Source organism: Paenibacillus sp. FSL H3-0286 (genome assembly GCF_045040705.1).
In the GTDB taxonomy this organism is placed as follows: domain Bacteria; phylum Bacillota; class Bacilli; order Paenibacillales; family Paenibacillaceae; genus Paenibacillus_AQ; species Paenibacillus_AQ odorifer.
The window spans coordinates 2,379,414-2,396,796 of sequence record NZ_CP150285.1; the positions used below are offsets into that span (position 1 = coordinate 2,379,414).

Annotated in this window: 19 protein-coding genes; 13 read left to right on the forward strand and 6 right to left on the reverse strand. The window is 45.0% G+C overall.

The genetic code is table 11. The features are described 5' to 3' along the window. Nucleotides 1-11: 11 nt before the first annotated feature. Entirely contained in the window at nt 12-401 is a 390-nt protein-coding gene (locus tag MHB37_RS10190; RefSeq protein ID WP_036689295.1) for a DUF1499 domain-containing protein, read from the forward strand. A gap of 190 nt (nt 402-591) precedes the next feature. Here MHB37_RS10190 and tpx read toward each other — a convergent pair whose 3' ends face one another. Beyond that, nucleotides 592-1,110, reverse strand: a complete 519-nt coding sequence (tpx, locus tag MHB37_RS10195; RefSeq protein WP_076125122.1) for a thiol peroxidase — start codon at nt 1,108-1,110, stop codon at nt 592-594. A 117-nt stretch (nt 1,111-1,227) separates the two neighbouring features. On the opposite strand from tpx, the gene MHB37_RS10200 reads away from it, so the two are divergent. Further along, entirely contained in the window at nt 1,228-1,863 is a 636-nt protein-coding gene (locus tag MHB37_RS10200) for a rhomboid family intramembrane serine protease (RefSeq protein ID WP_076125160.1), read from the forward strand. 4 nt (nt 1,864-1,867) lie between these two features. Next, nucleotides 1,868-2,782, forward strand: coding sequence for a LysR family transcriptional regulator (locus tag MHB37_RS10205; RefSeq protein WP_076125124.1), 915 nt, complete (start codon nt 1,868-1,870; stop codon nt 2,780-2,782). Nucleotides 2,783-2,818: 36 nt separating this feature from the next. On the opposite strand, the gene MHB37_RS10210 is transcribed toward MHB37_RS10205, so the two are convergent. Both MHB37_RS10210 and MHB37_RS10215 read right to left on the reverse strand, forming a co-directional pair. Then, on the reverse strand, nt 2,819-3,490 hold the full coding sequence (locus MHB37_RS10210) for a zinc metallopeptidase (protein ID WP_076125126.1): 672 nt from the start codon (nt 3,488-3,490) through the stop codon (nt 2,819-2,821). 35 nt (nt 3,491-3,525) lie between these two features. Beyond that, nucleotides 3,526-3,957 (reverse strand): MerR family transcriptional regulator, encoded by a 432-nt coding sequence (locus MHB37_RS10215; protein ID WP_036689305.1) that lies wholly within the window; start codon nt 3,955-3,957, stop codon nt 3,526-3,528. A gap of 548 nt (nt 3,958-4,505) precedes the next feature. Between MHB37_RS10215 and MHB37_RS10220 the strand changes: the two genes are divergently transcribed. The 3 genes from MHB37_RS10220 to MHB37_RS10230 are packed head-to-tail and all read left to right on the forward strand — an operon-like array spanning nt 4,506 to nt 7,759. Beyond that, complete coding sequence (locus MHB37_RS10220) at nt 4,506-5,900, forward strand: ammonium transporter (RefSeq protein WP_036689307.1); 1,395 nt, start codon at nt 4,506-4,508, stop codon at nt 5,898-5,900. A gap of 39 nt (nt 5,901-5,939) precedes the next feature. Then, nucleotides 5,940-7,013, forward strand: a complete 1,074-nt coding sequence (locus MHB37_RS10225; RefSeq protein WP_076125162.1) for a DUF294 nucleotidyltransferase-like domain-containing protein — start codon at nt 5,940-5,942, stop codon at nt 7,011-7,013. Beyond that, nucleotides 7,010-7,759, forward strand: coding sequence for an exonuclease domain-containing protein (locus tag MHB37_RS10230; protein ID WP_038569828.1), 750 nt, complete (start codon nt 7,010-7,012; stop codon nt 7,757-7,759). The genes MHB37_RS10225 and MHB37_RS10230 overlap by 4 nt, the downstream gene beginning before the upstream one ends. Here MHB37_RS10230 and MHB37_RS10235 read toward each other — a convergent pair. Next, the gene (locus tag MHB37_RS10235) at nt 7,741-8,220 is read right to left on the reverse strand and encodes a M67 family metallopeptidase (RefSeq protein ID WP_076125127.1); all 480 of its coding nucleotides are present in this window, start codon (nt 8,218-8,220) and stop codon (nt 7,741-7,743) included. The genes MHB37_RS10230 and MHB37_RS10235 overlap by 19 nt on opposite strands. A gap of 160 nt (nt 8,221-8,380) precedes the next feature. On the opposite strand from MHB37_RS10235, the gene MHB37_RS10240 reads away from it, so the two are divergent. Continuing rightward, on the forward strand, nt 8,381-8,944 hold the full coding sequence (locus MHB37_RS10240; RefSeq protein WP_076220683.1) for a TlpA disulfide reductase family protein: 564 nt from the start codon (nt 8,381-8,383) through the stop codon (nt 8,942-8,944). A 589-nt stretch (nt 8,945-9,533) separates the two neighbouring features. On the opposite strand, the gene cimA is transcribed toward MHB37_RS10240, so the two are convergent. Further along, nucleotides 9,534-11,153 (reverse strand): citramalate synthase, encoded by a 1,620-nt coding sequence (gene cimA / locus MHB37_RS10245; RefSeq protein WP_405169200.1) that lies wholly within the window; start codon nt 11,151-11,153, stop codon nt 9,534-9,536. Between the two features lie 117 nt (nt 11,154-11,270). Here cimA and MHB37_RS10250 point away from each other — a divergent pair, with 117 nt between their 5' ends. The 3 genes from MHB37_RS10250 (at nt 11,271) to MHB37_RS10260 (ending at nt 14,574) form a co-directional block, all read left to right on the forward strand. Further along, nucleotides 11,271-12,602, forward strand: coding sequence for a DNA polymerase IV (locus tag MHB37_RS10250; protein WP_282579938.1), 1,332 nt, complete (start codon nt 11,271-11,273; stop codon nt 12,600-12,602). 161 nt (nt 12,603-12,763) lie between these two features. Further along, nucleotides 12,764-13,006, forward strand: coding sequence for a ferredoxin (locus tag MHB37_RS10255; protein WP_036689316.1), 243 nt, complete (start codon nt 12,764-12,766; stop codon nt 13,004-13,006). A 134-nt stretch (nt 13,007-13,140) separates the two neighbouring features. Continuing rightward, nucleotides 13,141-14,574 (forward strand): L,D-transpeptidase, encoded by a 1,434-nt coding sequence (locus MHB37_RS10260; RefSeq protein WP_248549260.1) that lies wholly within the window; start codon nt 13,141-13,143, stop codon nt 14,572-14,574. Here the strand turns inward: MHB37_RS10260 and MHB37_RS10265 are convergent. Next, complete coding sequence (locus MHB37_RS10265; protein ID WP_167348489.1) at nt 14,571-14,708, reverse strand: hypothetical protein; 138 nt, start codon at nt 14,706-14,708, stop codon at nt 14,571-14,573. The two genes, MHB37_RS10260 and MHB37_RS10265, sit on opposite strands and share 4 nt — an antisense overlap. Nucleotides 14,709-14,917: 209 nt before the next feature. Here MHB37_RS10265 and MHB37_RS10270 point away from each other — a divergent pair, with 209 nt between their 5' ends. Genes MHB37_RS10270 through MHB37_RS10280 form a run of 3 tightly spaced genes read left to right on the forward strand, consistent with a single transcriptional unit; the run spans nt 14,918 to nt 17,301 of the window. Then, nucleotides 14,918-16,012: a quinone-dependent dihydroorotate dehydrogenase gene (locus tag MHB37_RS10270; protein ID WP_036689322.1), complete on the forward strand. Its 1,095-nt coding sequence runs from the start codon at nt 14,918-14,920 to the stop codon at nt 16,010-16,012. A 34-nt stretch (nt 16,013-16,046) separates the two neighbouring features. After that, nucleotides 16,047-16,859 (forward strand): GTP pyrophosphokinase family protein, encoded by an 813-nt coding sequence (locus MHB37_RS10275; protein WP_036689325.1) that lies wholly within the window; start codon nt 16,047-16,049, stop codon nt 16,857-16,859. Then, a complete protein-coding gene (locus tag MHB37_RS10280; protein WP_076130116.1) occupies nt 16,849-17,301 on the forward strand; it encodes a DUF309 domain-containing protein in 453 nt (150 codons plus the stop codon). The genes MHB37_RS10275 and MHB37_RS10280 overlap by 11 nt, the downstream gene beginning before the upstream one ends. Nucleotides 17,302-17,383 lie beyond the last annotated feature (82 nt).

Below are 17,383 nucleotides of genomic sequence, written 5' to 3' on the forward strand. Positions count from 1 at the left end.
GGGGAAGAATTTTGTCGTTAAAAAGAACCTTGGTTGGCTTATTCCGCAGTCATGATGGAACAAGCGACCGCGCCAAAGATCCGACATTAAAAACGCGTTATTACAATCTAACTAAAGACAAAGCATGGGAAGAAGTTTCATCAACTTTAAAGAAAGTTCCTGGATTTAAGGTGCTTCACGAAGTGGAGTCTGTAGGTGAGATTACTCTTGAGAAAAGAACGGCATTTGGCCGTACGCTGGACATTACGGTATCGGTGCTAAATACGACGCCTGTTCGTTGTGGTGTAGACATGTATTCTGCATCTAGAGGTTCACTTGGTGATCTCGGGGCGAATTACCGTGTGATTCAACGCTTGTATGCATCTTTGGACAAAAAATTAGGAAAATACAAAGCAGACTGATTTTTAGAGGCCCGTCAAACCCTTCTTGCTTAGGGATAGTATGAATGCGTTTACGTAAACGGTGAGCTGCTCAGTGTGTTATCGATAAATCTTTCTATTACAAAAAAAAGCGGGAGAAGGATGGACCTTCTGCCGCTTTTTTAACAGAGATAATTAAGTATTGTTGGAATAACCGCTACTGATTAAAGAATTAGAGCAGCTTCTTCACAGCAGCAATAGCATCTTCATAGTTAGGGTGCTCGGTCATTTCACTCAAATATTCAACATATACGATCTTGTCGTTCTTATCCAGAACAAAGATGGAGCGCATATCTAAGCGGAATTCTTTAATCAGCACACCATAGGCTTGTCCAAATGAGGTTGCTTTGTGGTCGGATAGAGTAATAACTCGATCGATACCGGCAGCACCGCACCAGCGAGCTTGGGCAAACGGCAGGTCCGTGCTTACCGTGAGAATTACCACATCGTCACCAAGCTCTGCGGCTTCACTGTTGAACCGGCGGGTCTGTGCGTCACATACCCCGGTATCAAGAGAAGGGACAACACTGATTAGCTTGATTTTACCGGCATAATCACTTAGAGACACGTCTTCTAGAAGATTCTTGCTCAGAACAAAATCGGGTGCAGGATCACCAGCTGTTAGCTTAGGTCCTACGAGAGTGATGGGGTTGCCTTTAAAAGTAGCTACGCCTGTTTTTTCTTGCGTCATATCCTTGTTTTCCTCCTCGAATTATAATATTGGATTCTTACTGCCACAATAAATTATAATCTTAATAGCAGGAAGATGTCCAACCGGACAAGATATATATGTAAAGGGATGGGTGTTATGATATTTATTCGATACGAAAATTGGAAAAGTTATGTCCGGTATTATCCGGTAACCTGTCTGCTCATATTGGCCAATGTGATCATGTTTATCCTGACGGTAATTAACGGAGGATCAACAAATATTCAAACGCTTATTGATTTTGGTGCTATAGTAGATGTGAGTCCGTACAAAGAGGAACTGTGGCGCTATCTGGCCGCTATTTTTTTACATAATGGGTTTTCCCATCTGTTCTTTAATTGCTTCGCTCTCCTGGTGTTTGCACCGCCTCTGGAGCGATTGCTGGGCTGGTGGCGTTATGCGCTGCTCTATGTGGCGGGTGGTTTTCTGGCAAATCTGCTTACAATTGCGATTAGTGCCCGCTCAGTAGTAGAGGTTGGTACGGTTTCGGTTGGTGCTTCTGGAGCAATCTACGCCATTTATGGTGCATTTTTATACATTGCCGTTATTCAACGGGCGATGATGGATGAGGGCTCGCGTAAGACTTTATACGGATTGCTAATGATCGGGATCATTATGTCGTTTGCTACACCGAATGTGAATTGGGTTGCACATCTCGGAGGTTTGGTTTCTGGCTTTTTCGTATATGGGCTAATTATTCGTATATTCAAAAAAAGCCTAAGACAGGGGCGATGATGGAGTGGAGCTAAGACAGCTGCAATATTTTTTAAAGGTAGCTCAAAAAGAACACGTAACAAGAGCGGCAGAAGAGCTTCATGTAGCGCAGTCTGCGGTAAGCCGTCAGATTCATCAGCTGGAGCAAGAGCTTGGGGTTGATCTATTTATGCAAAAAGGGCGCAATCTGCAGCTTACCCCTGTTGGGCAGCTCTTTTGCAAGAAGGTTGAGAGTATCCTTAAGGAGCTGGAGCATTCGGTAAATGAGGTGCATGAATTTCTGGATCCCGAGCGTGGTGAGATTCGGATTGGATTCCCGCATAGCCTTGGCACACATCTCATCCCGACTATCGTTGCAGATTTTCGTAAGTATTATCCTCATGTCAAATTTCGTTTTAAACAAGGATCTTACCCTTCTTTGATAAAAGACGTATTGTCTGGCGAAGTGGATTTAACTTTCATTTCGCCTTTTCCGGAGAATGATGAGCATGTCTCGGGGGATATTGTAATGACTGAAGAGTTGTTTGCGATTCTTCCTCAGAATCACCGGCTGGCAGGAGAATCTGAAATTCGGTTGGAACAGCTGCAAAAAGAGAAGTTTGTTCTATTCAGCCAAGGCTATTCGTTGAGACCTATCGTTTGGCAAGCTTGCTTGCAGGCGGGATTCCAACCGCAGATTGCTTTTGAAGGTGGAGAGACCGATACCATTCGTGGTTTGGTGGCCGCAGGGATGGGTGTAAGCCTGCTTCCGGAGATGGCGTTCTATCAGACGAATCCTCTTCAACCAGCCCAGGTGAAGGTTGTGGAGCCTGCGGTGACGAGAACGGTTGGCTTGATCTACCGTACAGATAGTAAATTACCGCTGGTGGCACGTTCCTTTCGGACTTTTTTAATCTCCTACTTTAAAGCTAGGCAAAATAATACCCCGGTCGGCTCTTAGCCTTCCGGGGTTTTTGTTGTTTAGAGGTATGTGATATTAGTCGCGGTTGCCTAAAAAGACGGTGATCAAGCGGAGCAATTCAAGCAACGATACTAGAGCGGCTGCAACATAAGTTAAAGCAGCGGCGTTGAGAACCTTTGCTACTCCGCGTTCTTCTTCGTTGCGGATGAAACCTTGTTCTACCATGACCTGACGAGCCCGGTTACTGGCGTTGAATTCTACAGGCAGCGTTACGAGCTGGAATGCAACAGCTGCTGAGAAGAAAATGATACCCAAGCCTATAAGATTAAAGTAACCGAAGATGAAACCTGCCATCAGCATGAAAGGCGCGATGCCTGATGCGAAATTAACTACCGGGAACATCCGGTGACGAAGTGTCAACATAGGATAACTTACTTTATGCTGAATCGCGTGGCCTACTTCGTGACAAGCGACAGAAATTGCAGAGATGGAACTTTCATAATAGACAGGCTCAGATAAGCGTACAACTCTGTGGATGGGGTCATAATGGTCTGAGAGTGTACCTCTTACAGGTTCAATCGGAACATCGTGTAAGCCATTAGCGTCGAGCATACGTCTCGCGGCTTCATATCCAGTCAGGCCGTTCGAATTGGCTACCTTTGACCACTTGCTGAAGGTTCCTTTAACTCTAAACTGTGCCCACAATGAGAAAAGAAAAGCAATAATTACTAATAGGTACATAAACATAGATGCATTCCTCCACTGTATTGTAAATATGGTATTTACATTGGCGGTCCTTGCGTAAGCAATAGCCGGATCGCTTCCATGCAGGCTAATCCCTGAGGGAGCAGATTTGAAAGTACGCGACTGGCCTGTCCTGGCTTCAAACCACTAATAAGAGGTTCAAGGGCTTTAACTTCCCGTTCTAGCCGCTGCATTTGCTGCTCTAACTCAACTAATTTATCAGAGACGTCAGTTTCTGGTGTTGCCTCGTTCCATTTGCCTAGCATAGATTTGATTTCTTCCAATGAATACTTGTCATGCTTTAATTGAGTAATACGTTCTAAAGCAGCCAAGGTTTCATGGCTGTATAGCCGATAATTTTTGGTGCTTCTAGATTCCGGGGAGATTAATCCCAGTTTCGTGTAATAATCAATAGTTCGTTCACTAATGTGAGCAGCCTTAGCTAATTCTCCAATTCGATACAAAATCATATCCCCATTTAATCTCGCCTCACTAATTGAATACGACTGCCGATAAGTGGCGGTCATCTCCTAAATTGATGGTTTCTTATGCTATCTGTAATGATAACAAACTGGAAACCATACAGTCAAACGTCATACTTTCATAAAGTATATGCAGTAAAGAAGGGTTAATTCATGAACGGTGATCTGTAGTTTCTATACAATACACTCAAACTCAAAGGGATATCAAATTTGAAGAATGATTGGGGTTGAAAACTATAAGTTACCCCAATATATAACATTAAATGTTATGTATTTTGTGATTTTGGTAAAAGATGCGTTCAATTATCAGGTAATATAAATGAGGTTGTGCGCGTAGTTATTTTAATGAAAATGCAGCTAGAATCAGGCCTTTAGGACCTCTAGTCCATTAGTACTGTGAAAATTTCGTGTGCTCAAATAAAATAAAATAAAAACATTCCTAAAATAGTCTTGTCAATTTACCTGACTTCTGATTATAATGACATTAAGAGTTTCACGCTTTGTTAGAAAATATAACATTGGGGAGTGGGGTAAAAATGAAAAAGAAATGGTTGATGATGTTACTGGCCATGATTACACTGATGATTTATCCGGTAAGTGCTTTTGCAGCGGACGGTCCGACGAACGTTGACTTACAAGTCGGATTGGACACAGCGTTTACCTTCCTGGCATTCATTTTAGTATTCTTTATGCAAGCAGGGTTTGCAATGCTCGAAGCGGGTTCGGTTCGGATGAAGAATGCAGGGCACGTAGCAGGTAAGACAGTACTTACTCTGGCTATCGCAAGTCTTTGCTTCTGGGCTATCGGCTTTGGACTTGGTTTCGGTAACGGCAATGGCTTCTTCGGTACTACAGGCTTCTTGTACGGAGGAGATTCAACCGCAGCTTCTTTTGAATCACTTGCATTTTCTGATGTTACTTTAAATGTTAAATTCTTATTCCAAATGGCCTTTGCAGCAGTTTCCTTGGCTATCGTATCTGGTGGTATGGCAGAACGTGCGAAGCTAAGTGTGTATATCATTTTCGGAATTTTGTTCTCCGTCGTAATTTATCCAGTTGTAGCTCACTGGGTATGGGGCGGTGGCTGGTTGGCTGAGCTGGGTATGCAAGATTATGCAGGTTCCACGGTTGTCCATCTTACAGGTGCAACGGCAGCAGTGGTAGCAACCATATTGCTTAAGCCTCGGCTTGGTAAGTTTAATAAAGAAGGTAAACCCGTGATCATTCCAGGTCATAACCAAGTATTTACTGTACTCGGTGTTATTATCCTCTGGTTTGGTTGGTTCGGATTCAATCCAGGTAGTGCTTTGTCCCCAATGGGCGGTTTCTTCGGTCACGTAGCCCTAACAACGAACATCGCAGCAGCAGCAGGTGGTTTGGCAGCATTGATTGCTTCTTGGTTGTACTTTGGTAAATCTGATATTCCAGCAATGCTGAATGGTGTTCTGGCTGCATTGGTTGCAATCACAGGAGCGTGTGCTTTCGTTGATCCATGGGCAGCAATCATTATTGGTTTTGTAGCCGGTGCTTTTACATTCATGACTTCCCAATGGCTGGAACGTGCAGGGCTTGATGATCCAATCTATGCTTTCTCGGTGCATGGTATTGCGGGGATGTGGGGTGCAGTTTCAACGGGTCTGTTCGCTGTACCTGAGCTTATTACTAAAGGCGGCTTGGTAGGTGAAGCTGGGTTGTTCTACGGTGGCGGTTTCCATCAACTAGGCGTTCAAGTGCTTGGTGTGGTTGGAACATTTGTTTTCGTAGCCGTTCTTTCTTTCATCATCTTGTATGTAATGAAGGTAACTATCGGACTTCGCGTTACAGAAGAAGAAGAATTAATGGGTCTGGATATCAGTGAGCATGGTACTTACGGATACCCTGAGCAAATGAAATTGATCGCAGATTCGGAATCCAAAACCCTTAAACAATAACATTTCAACTCGGACAGGGAGGCGGACCGTGTGGCATCGATGGAGTTAACAGATGAGTATAATGAAGAAAGCTTTAGGACCATCGTATTGGCCGGTTCGTCAGAGGAGCTTAGGGAGAGGCGTGTTGCCTGTCAAAAAGTACTTCTCGAACAGTTGAATGTTATTCCTATAGAGGAATGGATGTTCCGTGTGAATACTATGCATGATCTTATTGCCCAAACCGCAGTACTCATATGTGAGGCGCAGATGAAAGAGGCGGGCTATGGCCCGCCTCCCTGTGCTTATTCCTTTATTGTGTTTGGCAGCAGTGGGAGGCAGGAGGCAACGCTTTGGAGCGATCAGGATAATGGCCTGATAGTCGAAGGAGAGCCTGATGGGGAAAAAAATCGCTATTTCGAATTTTTCGGAACTTTGTTATCCGATATGCTTGAAGAAGTAGGATATGAGAAATGTGCGGGGAAGGTAATGTGCTCCCAAGTCATGTGGCGTAAGACATTATCTGAATGGATAGAGCAGCTTGATAGCTGGAGAACTCAGTTGGAATGGGAGCCGATCCGGTATCTTATTATCTCTTCTGATATGCGTCATGTGGCAGGAAGCGTGAAGTTATCAGCGAAGTGGCAAGAAGCTTTCTATGAAGGCTTTGAGGAAAATGAGCAGCTGTCTAATGCTGTTCTTCGCAATACAGTACGCCACAAAGCGACTTTGAATTTACTGGGACAGGTGTTAACAGAACGGTTTGGTGATTATGCAGGCGGATTTGATGTTAAGTATGGGGTCTATATTCCGTTAGTGAACATTGTTAGACGGTTGTCATTACTACATGGCATTAGAGCTGGCTCGACATTAGAGCGGATTGAAGCGCTTGATAGGCTTGGGAAATATCAACATTTAGAGGATATCCGCAGAGCTTTCTTATTAGCAATGCGGTTGCGAGTGAACACGCCATATAGTGTTCAGGATGGATTGTTAATCAGCAGTGATTATGTAGCTGAGAGTGAATTGAAGAATAAGCAGCTGCTGTCTGAGCTGCGTGAAAGCCTGCTGCTTGTCAGACGCCTTCATCGGGCGCTGCAGCGTCAGCTCCGCTCAGCGGAAAGGTGGCGGTCATGAGGGAGCCGAACAAAAGCGGAGGATTCTGGAGTAATCTAAGACAAGGTGGAATGCCCTCGGCAATTGCTTCGATGAGAGGTGGAGAAACTGCACAACAGACTGCGCAGCAAATGGCCTTTATTAGATCTTTGATGCGAGAGAAACGGCGGCCTGAGGTGCTGCATACCCCATTGTCTGAATTAGAGACAGTGATCTTTGATCTAGAGACTACAGGCTTTTCCCATCAGCATGGGGATGAGATTATGTCTTTTGGAGCCGTCAAGGTTGTTGGAGAGCAGATCAAAGAAGAGGAATGCTTTTATACACTGGTGAACTGTCAGACGGCTATTCCGGAGGATATTACAAGGCTGACTGGGATTACGGAAGAAATGACACAATCCGCTCCCTCCTTAATGGATGGCCTTCATAATTTTATGTCCTTTGTAGGTCAGAATGTGCTGGTTGCACATGCAAGCTCACATGATAAGGCTTTTCTTAATGCTGCTTTATGGAAAACCTCTAAAGTTCAGCTAACACACCGTGTGCTGGACACGATGATGTTAGCGCGATGGCTTGAGCCACAGCGAAGTAATTATTCGCTGGATGAGCTGCTATATGTGCATGAAATTCCGATTCATGGCCGTCATCATGCCTTGGAAGACGCAAAGATGACAGCACAGCTGTGGGTGATCTACCTGCGGGAAATTTCGGAGCGCGGCCAAGTGGATACCTTGGGTGATCTTTATGCTTATTTAAGTAGAACGTGAAGCGGGGCTTGAGATAAACCGCGGAACAAATTACCGCCGCGGTCATCAGGCAAACGCTCAATATAAAATCCGTTCAGAATGGGATTGCCGCTATCTTTGGTGTTGGGAGAACCTATAAGATAAAGCGCAAACTCAGGTCCTAGTGCTGTTAGTCCTTTATAATCGGCAACTGAAGGGATAGGTGCTGAATGTGGGTGGGAATGAAATAGTCCGATGATAGTTGGTTCATTGTACAGTGCATTAATCCACTCTTCAGGGTGGGGAGTAAAGGTGTGCAGCGGGTCTGGCGCTACGTTGCGCAAGGGTACGTAAGTATCTATGAGCATGCCACCCGCTGCGGCAGCACCCAGCAGGACTCCGCATGCTTCATGCGGATAACAGGACAGCAGGTGCTTCCCCAGTGCTTGCTGTACGGAATATTTCAGTCTAATAGGCTGGACATTTCCCTGGAATGCTGCCATTTGTTCACCCCTCTCTCTTCATTAGGGTTTCGTCGCAGACGAAACCCTCTTTTTTATTATAAAAGTATATATTATTGTGTAAAAAATGGATGGTTTGAAATTTAACCTATTGAGGGTACAATAGTAGAAAACTATTCCAATCGTAAAGGAACAGATGACTATGAAAGCAAGTAATAAATTAAATATAACAGTATTACTCATAGTTGTATGTGTTGCTGTGTTTGCGGTGTGGCATAATCGTGAGCCCAAAGCAGAAGCTGTGCTTGCGCAACAAAATGAGCTGCCGATGAAGAGCGGACCTAAGGCTGGACTGCGTGCACCTTCGTTTTCACTTCAGGGAACAGATGGGACTACCTATGTTGTTGATGGCCCCAGAGATAAAGCGGTAATCCTTAATTTCTGGGCTTCATGGTGTGATCCCTGCCAGCAGGAAGCTCCTGAACTTAATACCATGGCCACTAAGTATAAGGATGTTCTAGATATTTACGGTATTAATGTGAGCAGTCAGGATTATAAACCCAATGCTGAACGTTTTATCAAGAAATACGGTCTTGTGTTTCCGGTTATGTTTGATGTAAAAGATGAGGTGTACAGCAAATATAATGGAGCTGTTTTTCCCACCAATGTGCTCATTGATAAGAATGGAGTGATCTCAGAGATTATTCTAGGTATTCTTAGTCCTGAAGAGTTGGAGGAGAAAATAATCAAGCTTACCGAATCATGAAGCAGGCTATCCCATGTGGAGACAGATCTGCTTTTTTCTCCAAACAGCAAAAGTCTACAGATCAGCGATTCTTCTTATTGGAGGATCGCTGATCTGCGTTTTTGGTCAGCCGCGATTTACTTTAGTAGACAGCAAGCATTAATTTCACTATACCGTGGAGCAGAAATGGTTTGAACCCCGAAGGAAGCCGAGTTAGAACAATTGGGGAATTTCTCCCTATTATTTCGAGATCTCGGGTCATTCAACGAATAATTAGGGAAAATATCCCTCTAATCTAGCTGTTTTGGTGGGAAATAATGAAATTACCTTGGTTTTTAGGGAGGAATTCCCTATTTCTGTTCATTTATAGCGAATATCGGCTATTTTCAGGGAGTTTTTCCCTAATTACTCTACCGCACCCGCACCCGCACCCGCACCCGAACTCGCACCCCACGCACCCCGCACCGCACACTGCCCACCGGCCATAGTCTATGGGCTAAAGTAATAGTCCGTTATATAGCCTATTTAATAAAAAAGAAGCTGCCCTATAAGTAGAATTCTACTTTTGGGAAGCTTCTTTTTTGTCTTACAAAATTCTATAAGTGATCAATTAATGATTGACCAGGCCTCTAGGTTCATTGCTGGTCGTCTTCTCATTCTCCAATGAGAGCTCATTGAGAAGCGCGTAGCGCATACTGTCAACAAGTGCCTCCCAGCTGGCTTCAATTACGTTACTGGAGACACCAACCGTACTCCAGGTGTCTGTGAAGTTCTTGGATTCAATCAATACCCTTACCTTCGCTGCAGTCTGATCCTGTTCATCTATTACACGGACTTTATAGTCGGATAGATGCATTTCCTTTAATTGTGGGAAATAGGTCTGTAATGCTTTACGAAGCGCGTTATCGAGTGCGTTGACTGGACCGTTACCTTCAGCAGCGGTATAAAGATTCTCACTGCCAACTTTCAGCTTCACGAACGCTTCAGATACTACTGGATGTTCTGCGGTTTTCTCAACTAACATCTTGAAGGATTCAAAGGTAAAGGTTTCATTCATCTCGCCAGTAGCTTCCCGAAGGAGTAGCTCCAGTGAGGCATCGGCACCTTCAAACTGATAGCCTTGATGTTCCATCGTTTTGATTTTCTCGATCACCCGGCGAGCCTGCTCGCTGCTTGGATCCAGATTTAAACCCATGTCCTGCGCTTTGGAAAGTACATTGCTCTGTCCGGCAAGTTCGGAGACCAGCACCCGCTGCTTGTTCCCGACAAGCTCAGGAGCGATATGCTCATAGGTCCGTGAATCACGCATGATGGCGGAGACATGGATTCCACCTTTGTGTGCGAAAGCTGCATTTCCGACATAAGGCTGATTTACCGGCAGATTAACATTGGCCACTTCACTAATGTAGCGGGCAGTGTTGGTAATCTGCGATAATGAATCGCCTGGAATACAGTGATAACCCATTTTGATCTGTAGTGTAGGAATAATAGAACATAGGTTGGCGTTGCCACACCGTTCACCGTAACCATTAATGGTACCTTGTACTTGCCGTGCTCCAGCTCCGATGGCGCTAAGTGCATTGGCAACCGCTAGCTCACAGTCATTGTGAGTGTGAATTCCGAGATTGGCTCCGGGCAATTGTTGATTTAGAGCGGTAACAATCTCATGAATTTCGTAAGGTAAGGTCCCACCGTTGGTATCGCACATTACAAGCCAATCTGCTCCGGCTTCCTGGGCTTTGGACAGAACAGCTGCTGCATATTCAGGATTATTCTTGTATCCGTCGAAGAAATGCTCGGCATCAAAAATCACTTCAAGGCCTTGGTGTTTCAAGTAGGATATGGAGTCGCCGATCATGGCGAGATTCTCCTCAAGCGTAGTCTGTAATGCAGTGTGTACATGGAAATCCCAAGATTTTCCGACGAGTGTAGCAGCAGGAACCCCTGCGTCAATCATACGTTTTAAATTGTCATCGTTTTCGGCCAAGGAATTCTTCCGCCGAGTGCTGCCGAACGCTGTAATTTTGGCGTTCAGATGAAGCTCCTTGACTCTTTTGAAAAATTCAATGTCTTTATTGTTGCTTCCCGGGATGCCACCTTCAATATAGTGCACACCCAGATCATCGAGTTTCTTGGCAATCTTCAGCTTGTCGTCAGCCGACAGACTGATGCCTTCACCTTGGGTGCCGTCGCGTAATGTAGTATCGAAGATGGAGATGGACTTAGACATGAGAGTCCTCCTTATAGGGAAATGAATTTATATATTATAGCATTTTTACGCGGGAATGTAACAAAGAACTTTACAGCCTCTTAAGTTGACCTAACCGCAGCGGAGAGTTATTCTAAGTTGGACAATAGAAAACCTGAGGATAAGAAGGTAGATATTGTGCAGAATGTTGATCAGTATTATCCAACGAGTGGCAGGGTTATCCTGCATGTTGATATGAATGCTTTTTACTGCTCTGTGCATGAGGCAGAGGACCCTGACCAATATAGAGGCAAAGCTACTGCGGTTGCGGGTAGTGTTGAATTGCGGAAAGGGATCATAGTGACTTGTTCCTACGTCGCCCGCAGAATGGGGATTTCGACGGGAATGCAGGTTCAGAAGGCGCTTCGTATTTGTCCATCGCTTATCGTTATTAAACCGGACTTCCATTTATACCGCAAATATTCTAATGCTTTTATGCAGATTGCATATAGCTATACTCCGTTACTGGAAGCAGTGTCCATCGATGAATGTTACCTTGATATAACTGGCTCCAGACAATTCGGTACACCCATGGAAATAGCGGAGACGATTCAGCGCCGTATAATGGAAGAATTGGGCTTGCCATGCTCAGTGGGGATCGCTCCCAATAAGCTGCTTGCGAAGATGGCTTCCGATTTAAAAAAGCCAAACGGTATTTCAGTGCTGCGGCTGCGGGATGTGCCTAAGATTTTATGGGACAAGCCTTGTAACGAAATGTTCGGCATTGGTGGAAAAACAGCAGAAAAGCTCCGCAAACTGGGCATTTACAGTATTGGTCAATTAGCAGCGGCTGATGAAAATATGCTGGTTGAGAATTTCGGAGTTATGGGCTCATGGCTAAAGCGTGCTGGCAACGGTATTGATCATGGGATCGTTAATCCTGAGCGGGAGCAGAGTAAGTCGATTGGACACACCACAACATTGCCGCGGGATGTCATAGGTCTTGCTGAGGTACGACCGATTTTGTTGAATTTAAGTGATCAGGTAGCCCGGCGCTTGCGTAAGCAAGGTCTTGTTGCCTCAGGGGTGCAGCTGACCATTCGGACACCCGATATGAAGACCATAACCCGTTCGCGTCAGCTAGAGGCTCCTTCGGAGAGCGGGGAGGATATCTACAAGTCCGTCTGCGATCTATATGTTCGTCATTGGAATGGGGAGAAGCCTGTGCGGCTGCTGGGTGTGACCCTGCAGGGCTTGATTGCTAAAGAGGATTCTGCCATTCAGCTTGATTTGTTCGATTACGAACGTCAGCCTAAGAAAGAGTCTCTTAACAAGACTATGGACATGCTACGTAATAAATTCGGTGAAAATGCAGTGTTGACCGCCGGGATGTTAAGCGATTCTCACTCTGCAAGGCTCCGCAATCATAAAGAACGTGGCACTTCGTTGCAAAAGGATAATCTTCTATCTGTCGAGTCTGATAAAGAGTAACAAGATCATTCTACGACATGTCAAAATAGATGCCGTAGAATGCGTCAGAAATGCAAACGTATTGAAAATCAATTGAAATTGTATTCTTTTTATATTAATATGAGAAAATATAAGACGCTGGTACAACAGCGCTGTATTGTTCAACGGGAGGCAGAGATAAAATGGCTAAGTACACTTGGGTCGAAAAAGACACTTGTATCGCTTGCGGTGCATGTGGCGCAACGGCTCCTGATATTTTTGATTACGATGACGAAGGTTTGGCAGAAGTTATTTATGAAAATGACGGAAACCACGGCATCACAGCGATTCCGGATGATTTGTTTGATGATCTCCAGGATTCTTGTGATGGATGCCCAACCGACTCTATTAAAATTGCGGATGAGCCTTTTAACAAAGAGGGCTAATTAGCCGGGATTTTGTAACTTCTAGCACAACATAAAGACATCTCTCGCGAACTTTTGTTCAGCTAGGGATGTCTTTTTTGCGATGTCTGACCGATATTAATGTAGGAAGGAATTATAAAATTTCGGAGGTTCCGATGAAAAATTCTCAGCACCTCAAAGCATATGTACAGATGCATCCAGACAATAAGATGGCATGGTACTTGCTGGGTAAGGAATACTATAAGAACGGTCAACAGGGGAAAGCTAACTATTGCTTCAATCAGGCTGGAGAAGTATATGAAGCTTTCGAGCATAGTAAGGTGCCTGCGGAAACGCTACGGGAATATGAGGAAGGGCTGCTTCAGGCAAGCCGCCAGCGGGACCGAAGGCAGCAAAGATTCCGCTACATTATGCTTGGGCTGATGCTTCTATTACTGGTTATGGTGCCATCGGCTGTGGCTCCGGGTCTAGATATTGCGGAAGATCAGGAAATGGTCCAAGACACGGTTGCTTCTGAAGTCAAAGATCCGCTTGACCAAAAAGATGTTAAGAAGGAACCCGTTCTAGAGGCACGAAAAATGATGTATACAGCGCAAGAGAGTGGAGCTTCGGCTTCGTCAGGGAAGCTGATGGCAACTATGCTAATGCGCGAGGAACCGTTTCAAGCTGCTATTTTGGGCATGGAGCGGGAAGGGAAGTGGCTGCTGTGGAAAGAGAAGCTTCCGCTTAATTCCACACTGCAGAAGAATGGGAACGGACGGTTGGTATACCAATCCTATGATCCAGCGGCATGTGCATGCGAACCGCCAGAGCAAGGGGAACTTGCGGTGGATGCAGCTAAGTGGCAGGGGGATCAAGAGGAGCTAGCTACATTATGGAGTGCAATGAGGTCTTATCAGAATCATAAAGGCAAGCTTCCGGCTTCTCTGGCGGAATTGACCAGACCTTTTCCGGAAAATTGGATTGGCGGGACGACACCAGTTATGAAACGTGAGTTCAAATCTCTTAAGGAAATAGCAACTGCTAAGGCACTGGGTACACCGGAAGTTGCGGGTGAGCCTCCAAGCTCAACTGCTGAGGCGGGAATGGGCATACCGACGGCGTTAAGCGAGAGTGGAAGTAGTGGAAAGGGCGTTCCTTTTTTTGACCAGCCGCTTAGAGTGATTGTGGATAAACAAAAACACCGCTTGGCAGTAGTCAGCGGCTCTGTTATTCTACGAAATTATGAGGTAGGGCTTGGGGGAGACAAGACCCCGGAAGGCAACTTCATCATTACAGATAAAGTGGTCAATCCAAACGGTCATGATAATGGGGAGTTCGGAAGCCGCGGACTACAACTTTCAGATAGTAATTATGCTATTCATGGCACCAATGAGCCAGAAAGTATCGGCAAGGATGAATCCCTTGGCTGTATTCGGATGAGTCGAGAAGATGTGGAAGAACTATTCGCTATGATTCCAAAAGGAACAAAAGTGGTGATTAGTAAAGGGGTTCTGCCTGACAAGCAGCTGCTGCCGGCGAAACGCTTCAACCCTGCTGCTCCATATGATCAGACCAACCCCCACAAAGTATACCACTGGCTGAATTAGTTCCCGGCAACTATAAACAGAACGATGATGAGAAGAATTAGTAAAGTTAAACTTACGCCGATCCACATTAGCGCTTTACGATTAACTTCTTCTTTCTTTTGCTGCAAAGTTGGTGGTTTACGTTTAGTTGACATCCAGCATACCTTCTTTCTCTCTTAATCGCTGATTACCCCTATATTGTAATGCGTTTACAAGAAAATTACTATACTTTGGGTTAAGCTCTCTGCACACTTACAGGGTAAAATGCTTTTCTTTTGTTCAAGAAAAGGCTAAAATTAAGAAGAAACCTACAGAATCGGGTAGACACGTGGATTAGTGAAGTACCCCTTAAGGAGCGAGAACGGTGTTGTATCGTAATTTTGGTAAACCAATTTTCTTTAAGCTGGACCCTGAGAAGGCTCACCATCTCGTCATAGGTGGATTGGATAAATCATCGTCAGTTCCAGGGGGAAGCGCGGCATTGCGTTTAATGTATGGCGTTCCTGAAACGGCAGATTTAGCAGTTGATCTGTTTGGCATACATTTTCCGACTCCAGTTGGACTGGCAGCAGGCTTGGATAAGAATGCCGAGGCTGTTTCTGGATTCTCTTCGATCGGATTCGGATTTATGGAAGTGGGGACGGTTACCCCTAAGGGTCAACCGGGAAATGATAGCCCGCGTTTGTTCCGTCTTCCCTCTGATGAAGCTCTGATCAATCGTATGGGCTTCAATAACGAAGGGGCTGACGCTATGGCAGAGCGTCTAAAAAAATTAAAAAATCGCAGAGTTCCAATAGCAGTAAATATTGGACGGAATAAAATAACTAGTAATGAAGCGGCTCATGAAGATTATCGTCAGTGTATCCGTACGCTTTATCCGTACGGTGATTTTTTTGTGGTCAATATCAGCTCACCAAATACACCGGGGCTGCGCAGTCTCCAGCATGGCAGCGAATTAGCGTTCCTGCTAGCACAAGTAAAGGAAGAAATGGAGATTCAGCGTAAAGCCACCGGCATGAATAAGAGCTTGTTGGTTAAGATTGCTCCAGATGTAAGTGACTCTGAATTGGAGTATATGGTTCAATCACTGACAGAAGCTGGTATGGATGGTATTATTGCTACGAATACTACATTGAACCGGGATGGACTTAGTCATGAAAAGGCTAATGAGACAGGTGGATTAAGCGGTAAGCCACTTCGTGACCGGTCAACGGAAATCATTCGTAGGATTTATCGCCAGACTGAAGGGAAGATGCCGATCATAGGTTCAGGGGGCATATTCACCAGTCAGGATGCGTATGACAAGATAAGAGCAGGCGCAAGTCTGGTCGAAATTTATACAGCACTCATCTACGAAGGACCGGAGGTTAACCGCAGGCTGCATGCCGGATTACGGCAGCTCTTACGGCGGGACGGATTCAGTCATATCTCTGAAGCAGTGGGTGCTGATCATCACTGATTGAAGGAGTCGAAAGGACAGGAGGACGAAGGCGATGGACGGCAGGGACTGGGGAACTTTTTTGCTTCCATATGAACAGACTGTGGAAGAATTGAAAGTTAAATTCAAAACAATGCGTTCGGAGTTGAAGAAAAGAGAGGAATACACGCCGATTGAATTCGTAACTGGTCGTGTAAAGCGGCTGTCAAGCATTTTGGAGAAGGCTAAGCGCCTGAATGTGAAGATGGAGGATCTGGAGACAGGCATTGAAGATATAGCCGGGATCCGGATTATGTGCCAGTTCGTGGAGGATATCCGCAGAGTGGCCGAATATATCCGGGCTCGTAAGGATCTTGAAGTCCTGTATGAGAAGGATTACATCACCAATTATAAAGAGAGCGGGTATCGCAGCTTTCATATGATTATTAAATATCCTGTGCAGACAGCTCTGGGACAAAAAATAGTGCTCGCAGAGATCCAAATTCGTACACTAGCTATGAATTTCTGGGCAACCATAGAGCACTCTCTGAATTATAAATATCGGGAAAGCTTACCGGATGAAATGCGAGTGCGCCTGAAAACCGCAGCTGAAGCAGCCTCCATCTTGGACAGCGAAATGTCCAGTATTCGTGATGAAATCCTGGAAGCACAAAAGACCTTCGAGGAAAACTCGAATATGACGACTCAAATTCTCAAATCTATTCATCAATTGTATTTCTATCATTTGGTGAATGAGGCTATAGATACTCAGGCTCGATTTAACGAAATATGGCAGGCTCAGGACATGGAAGCGATGAAGGAGCTTCTGGATCATGTACGGGGACTTCTCTCCGCAGCTAAAAAGGATAGTTTGCCGGATGGCTTATGATCCGTTGTACTTGGCGTATCTAGTGTACTTTAATCGTGACCGGGATTATTTCGAATGTCACGAGGTGCTCGAAGAGCTATGGCTTGCCAAGCAACGCGACCCATTGTACAAAGCACTTCTCCAAGTAGCTGTTGGGTTGTACCATTGCCGCAATAATAATATGCGTGGTGCAACGATTATGCTAAGCGGGGCTGCTGCCAAGCTGGAAGAATATTCAGCAGTGACACTCGGCATTAATTTGGCTAAGCTAGTGGTGGAAGTGAAGGATTATGTTCGCCGCATGGAGTCGTGTGAGCAGCAGCCATTTTCTTATTATGATCTGACTATAGAAATCATTGATCAAGGTCTAGCGGATGAAGTGAACTCTGCGGCTGAGGTGATCACACCGAATAATCCTCAACGACGAGGTCCTCAAAGACCGACCTCTTCTCATCGTAAATAATGATCCTCTATAAATGAGTATTGCCAAAGGGACACCCGTAAGGGTGTTCCTTGAATCTTTAAACACCTAAATTTTAGCAGTA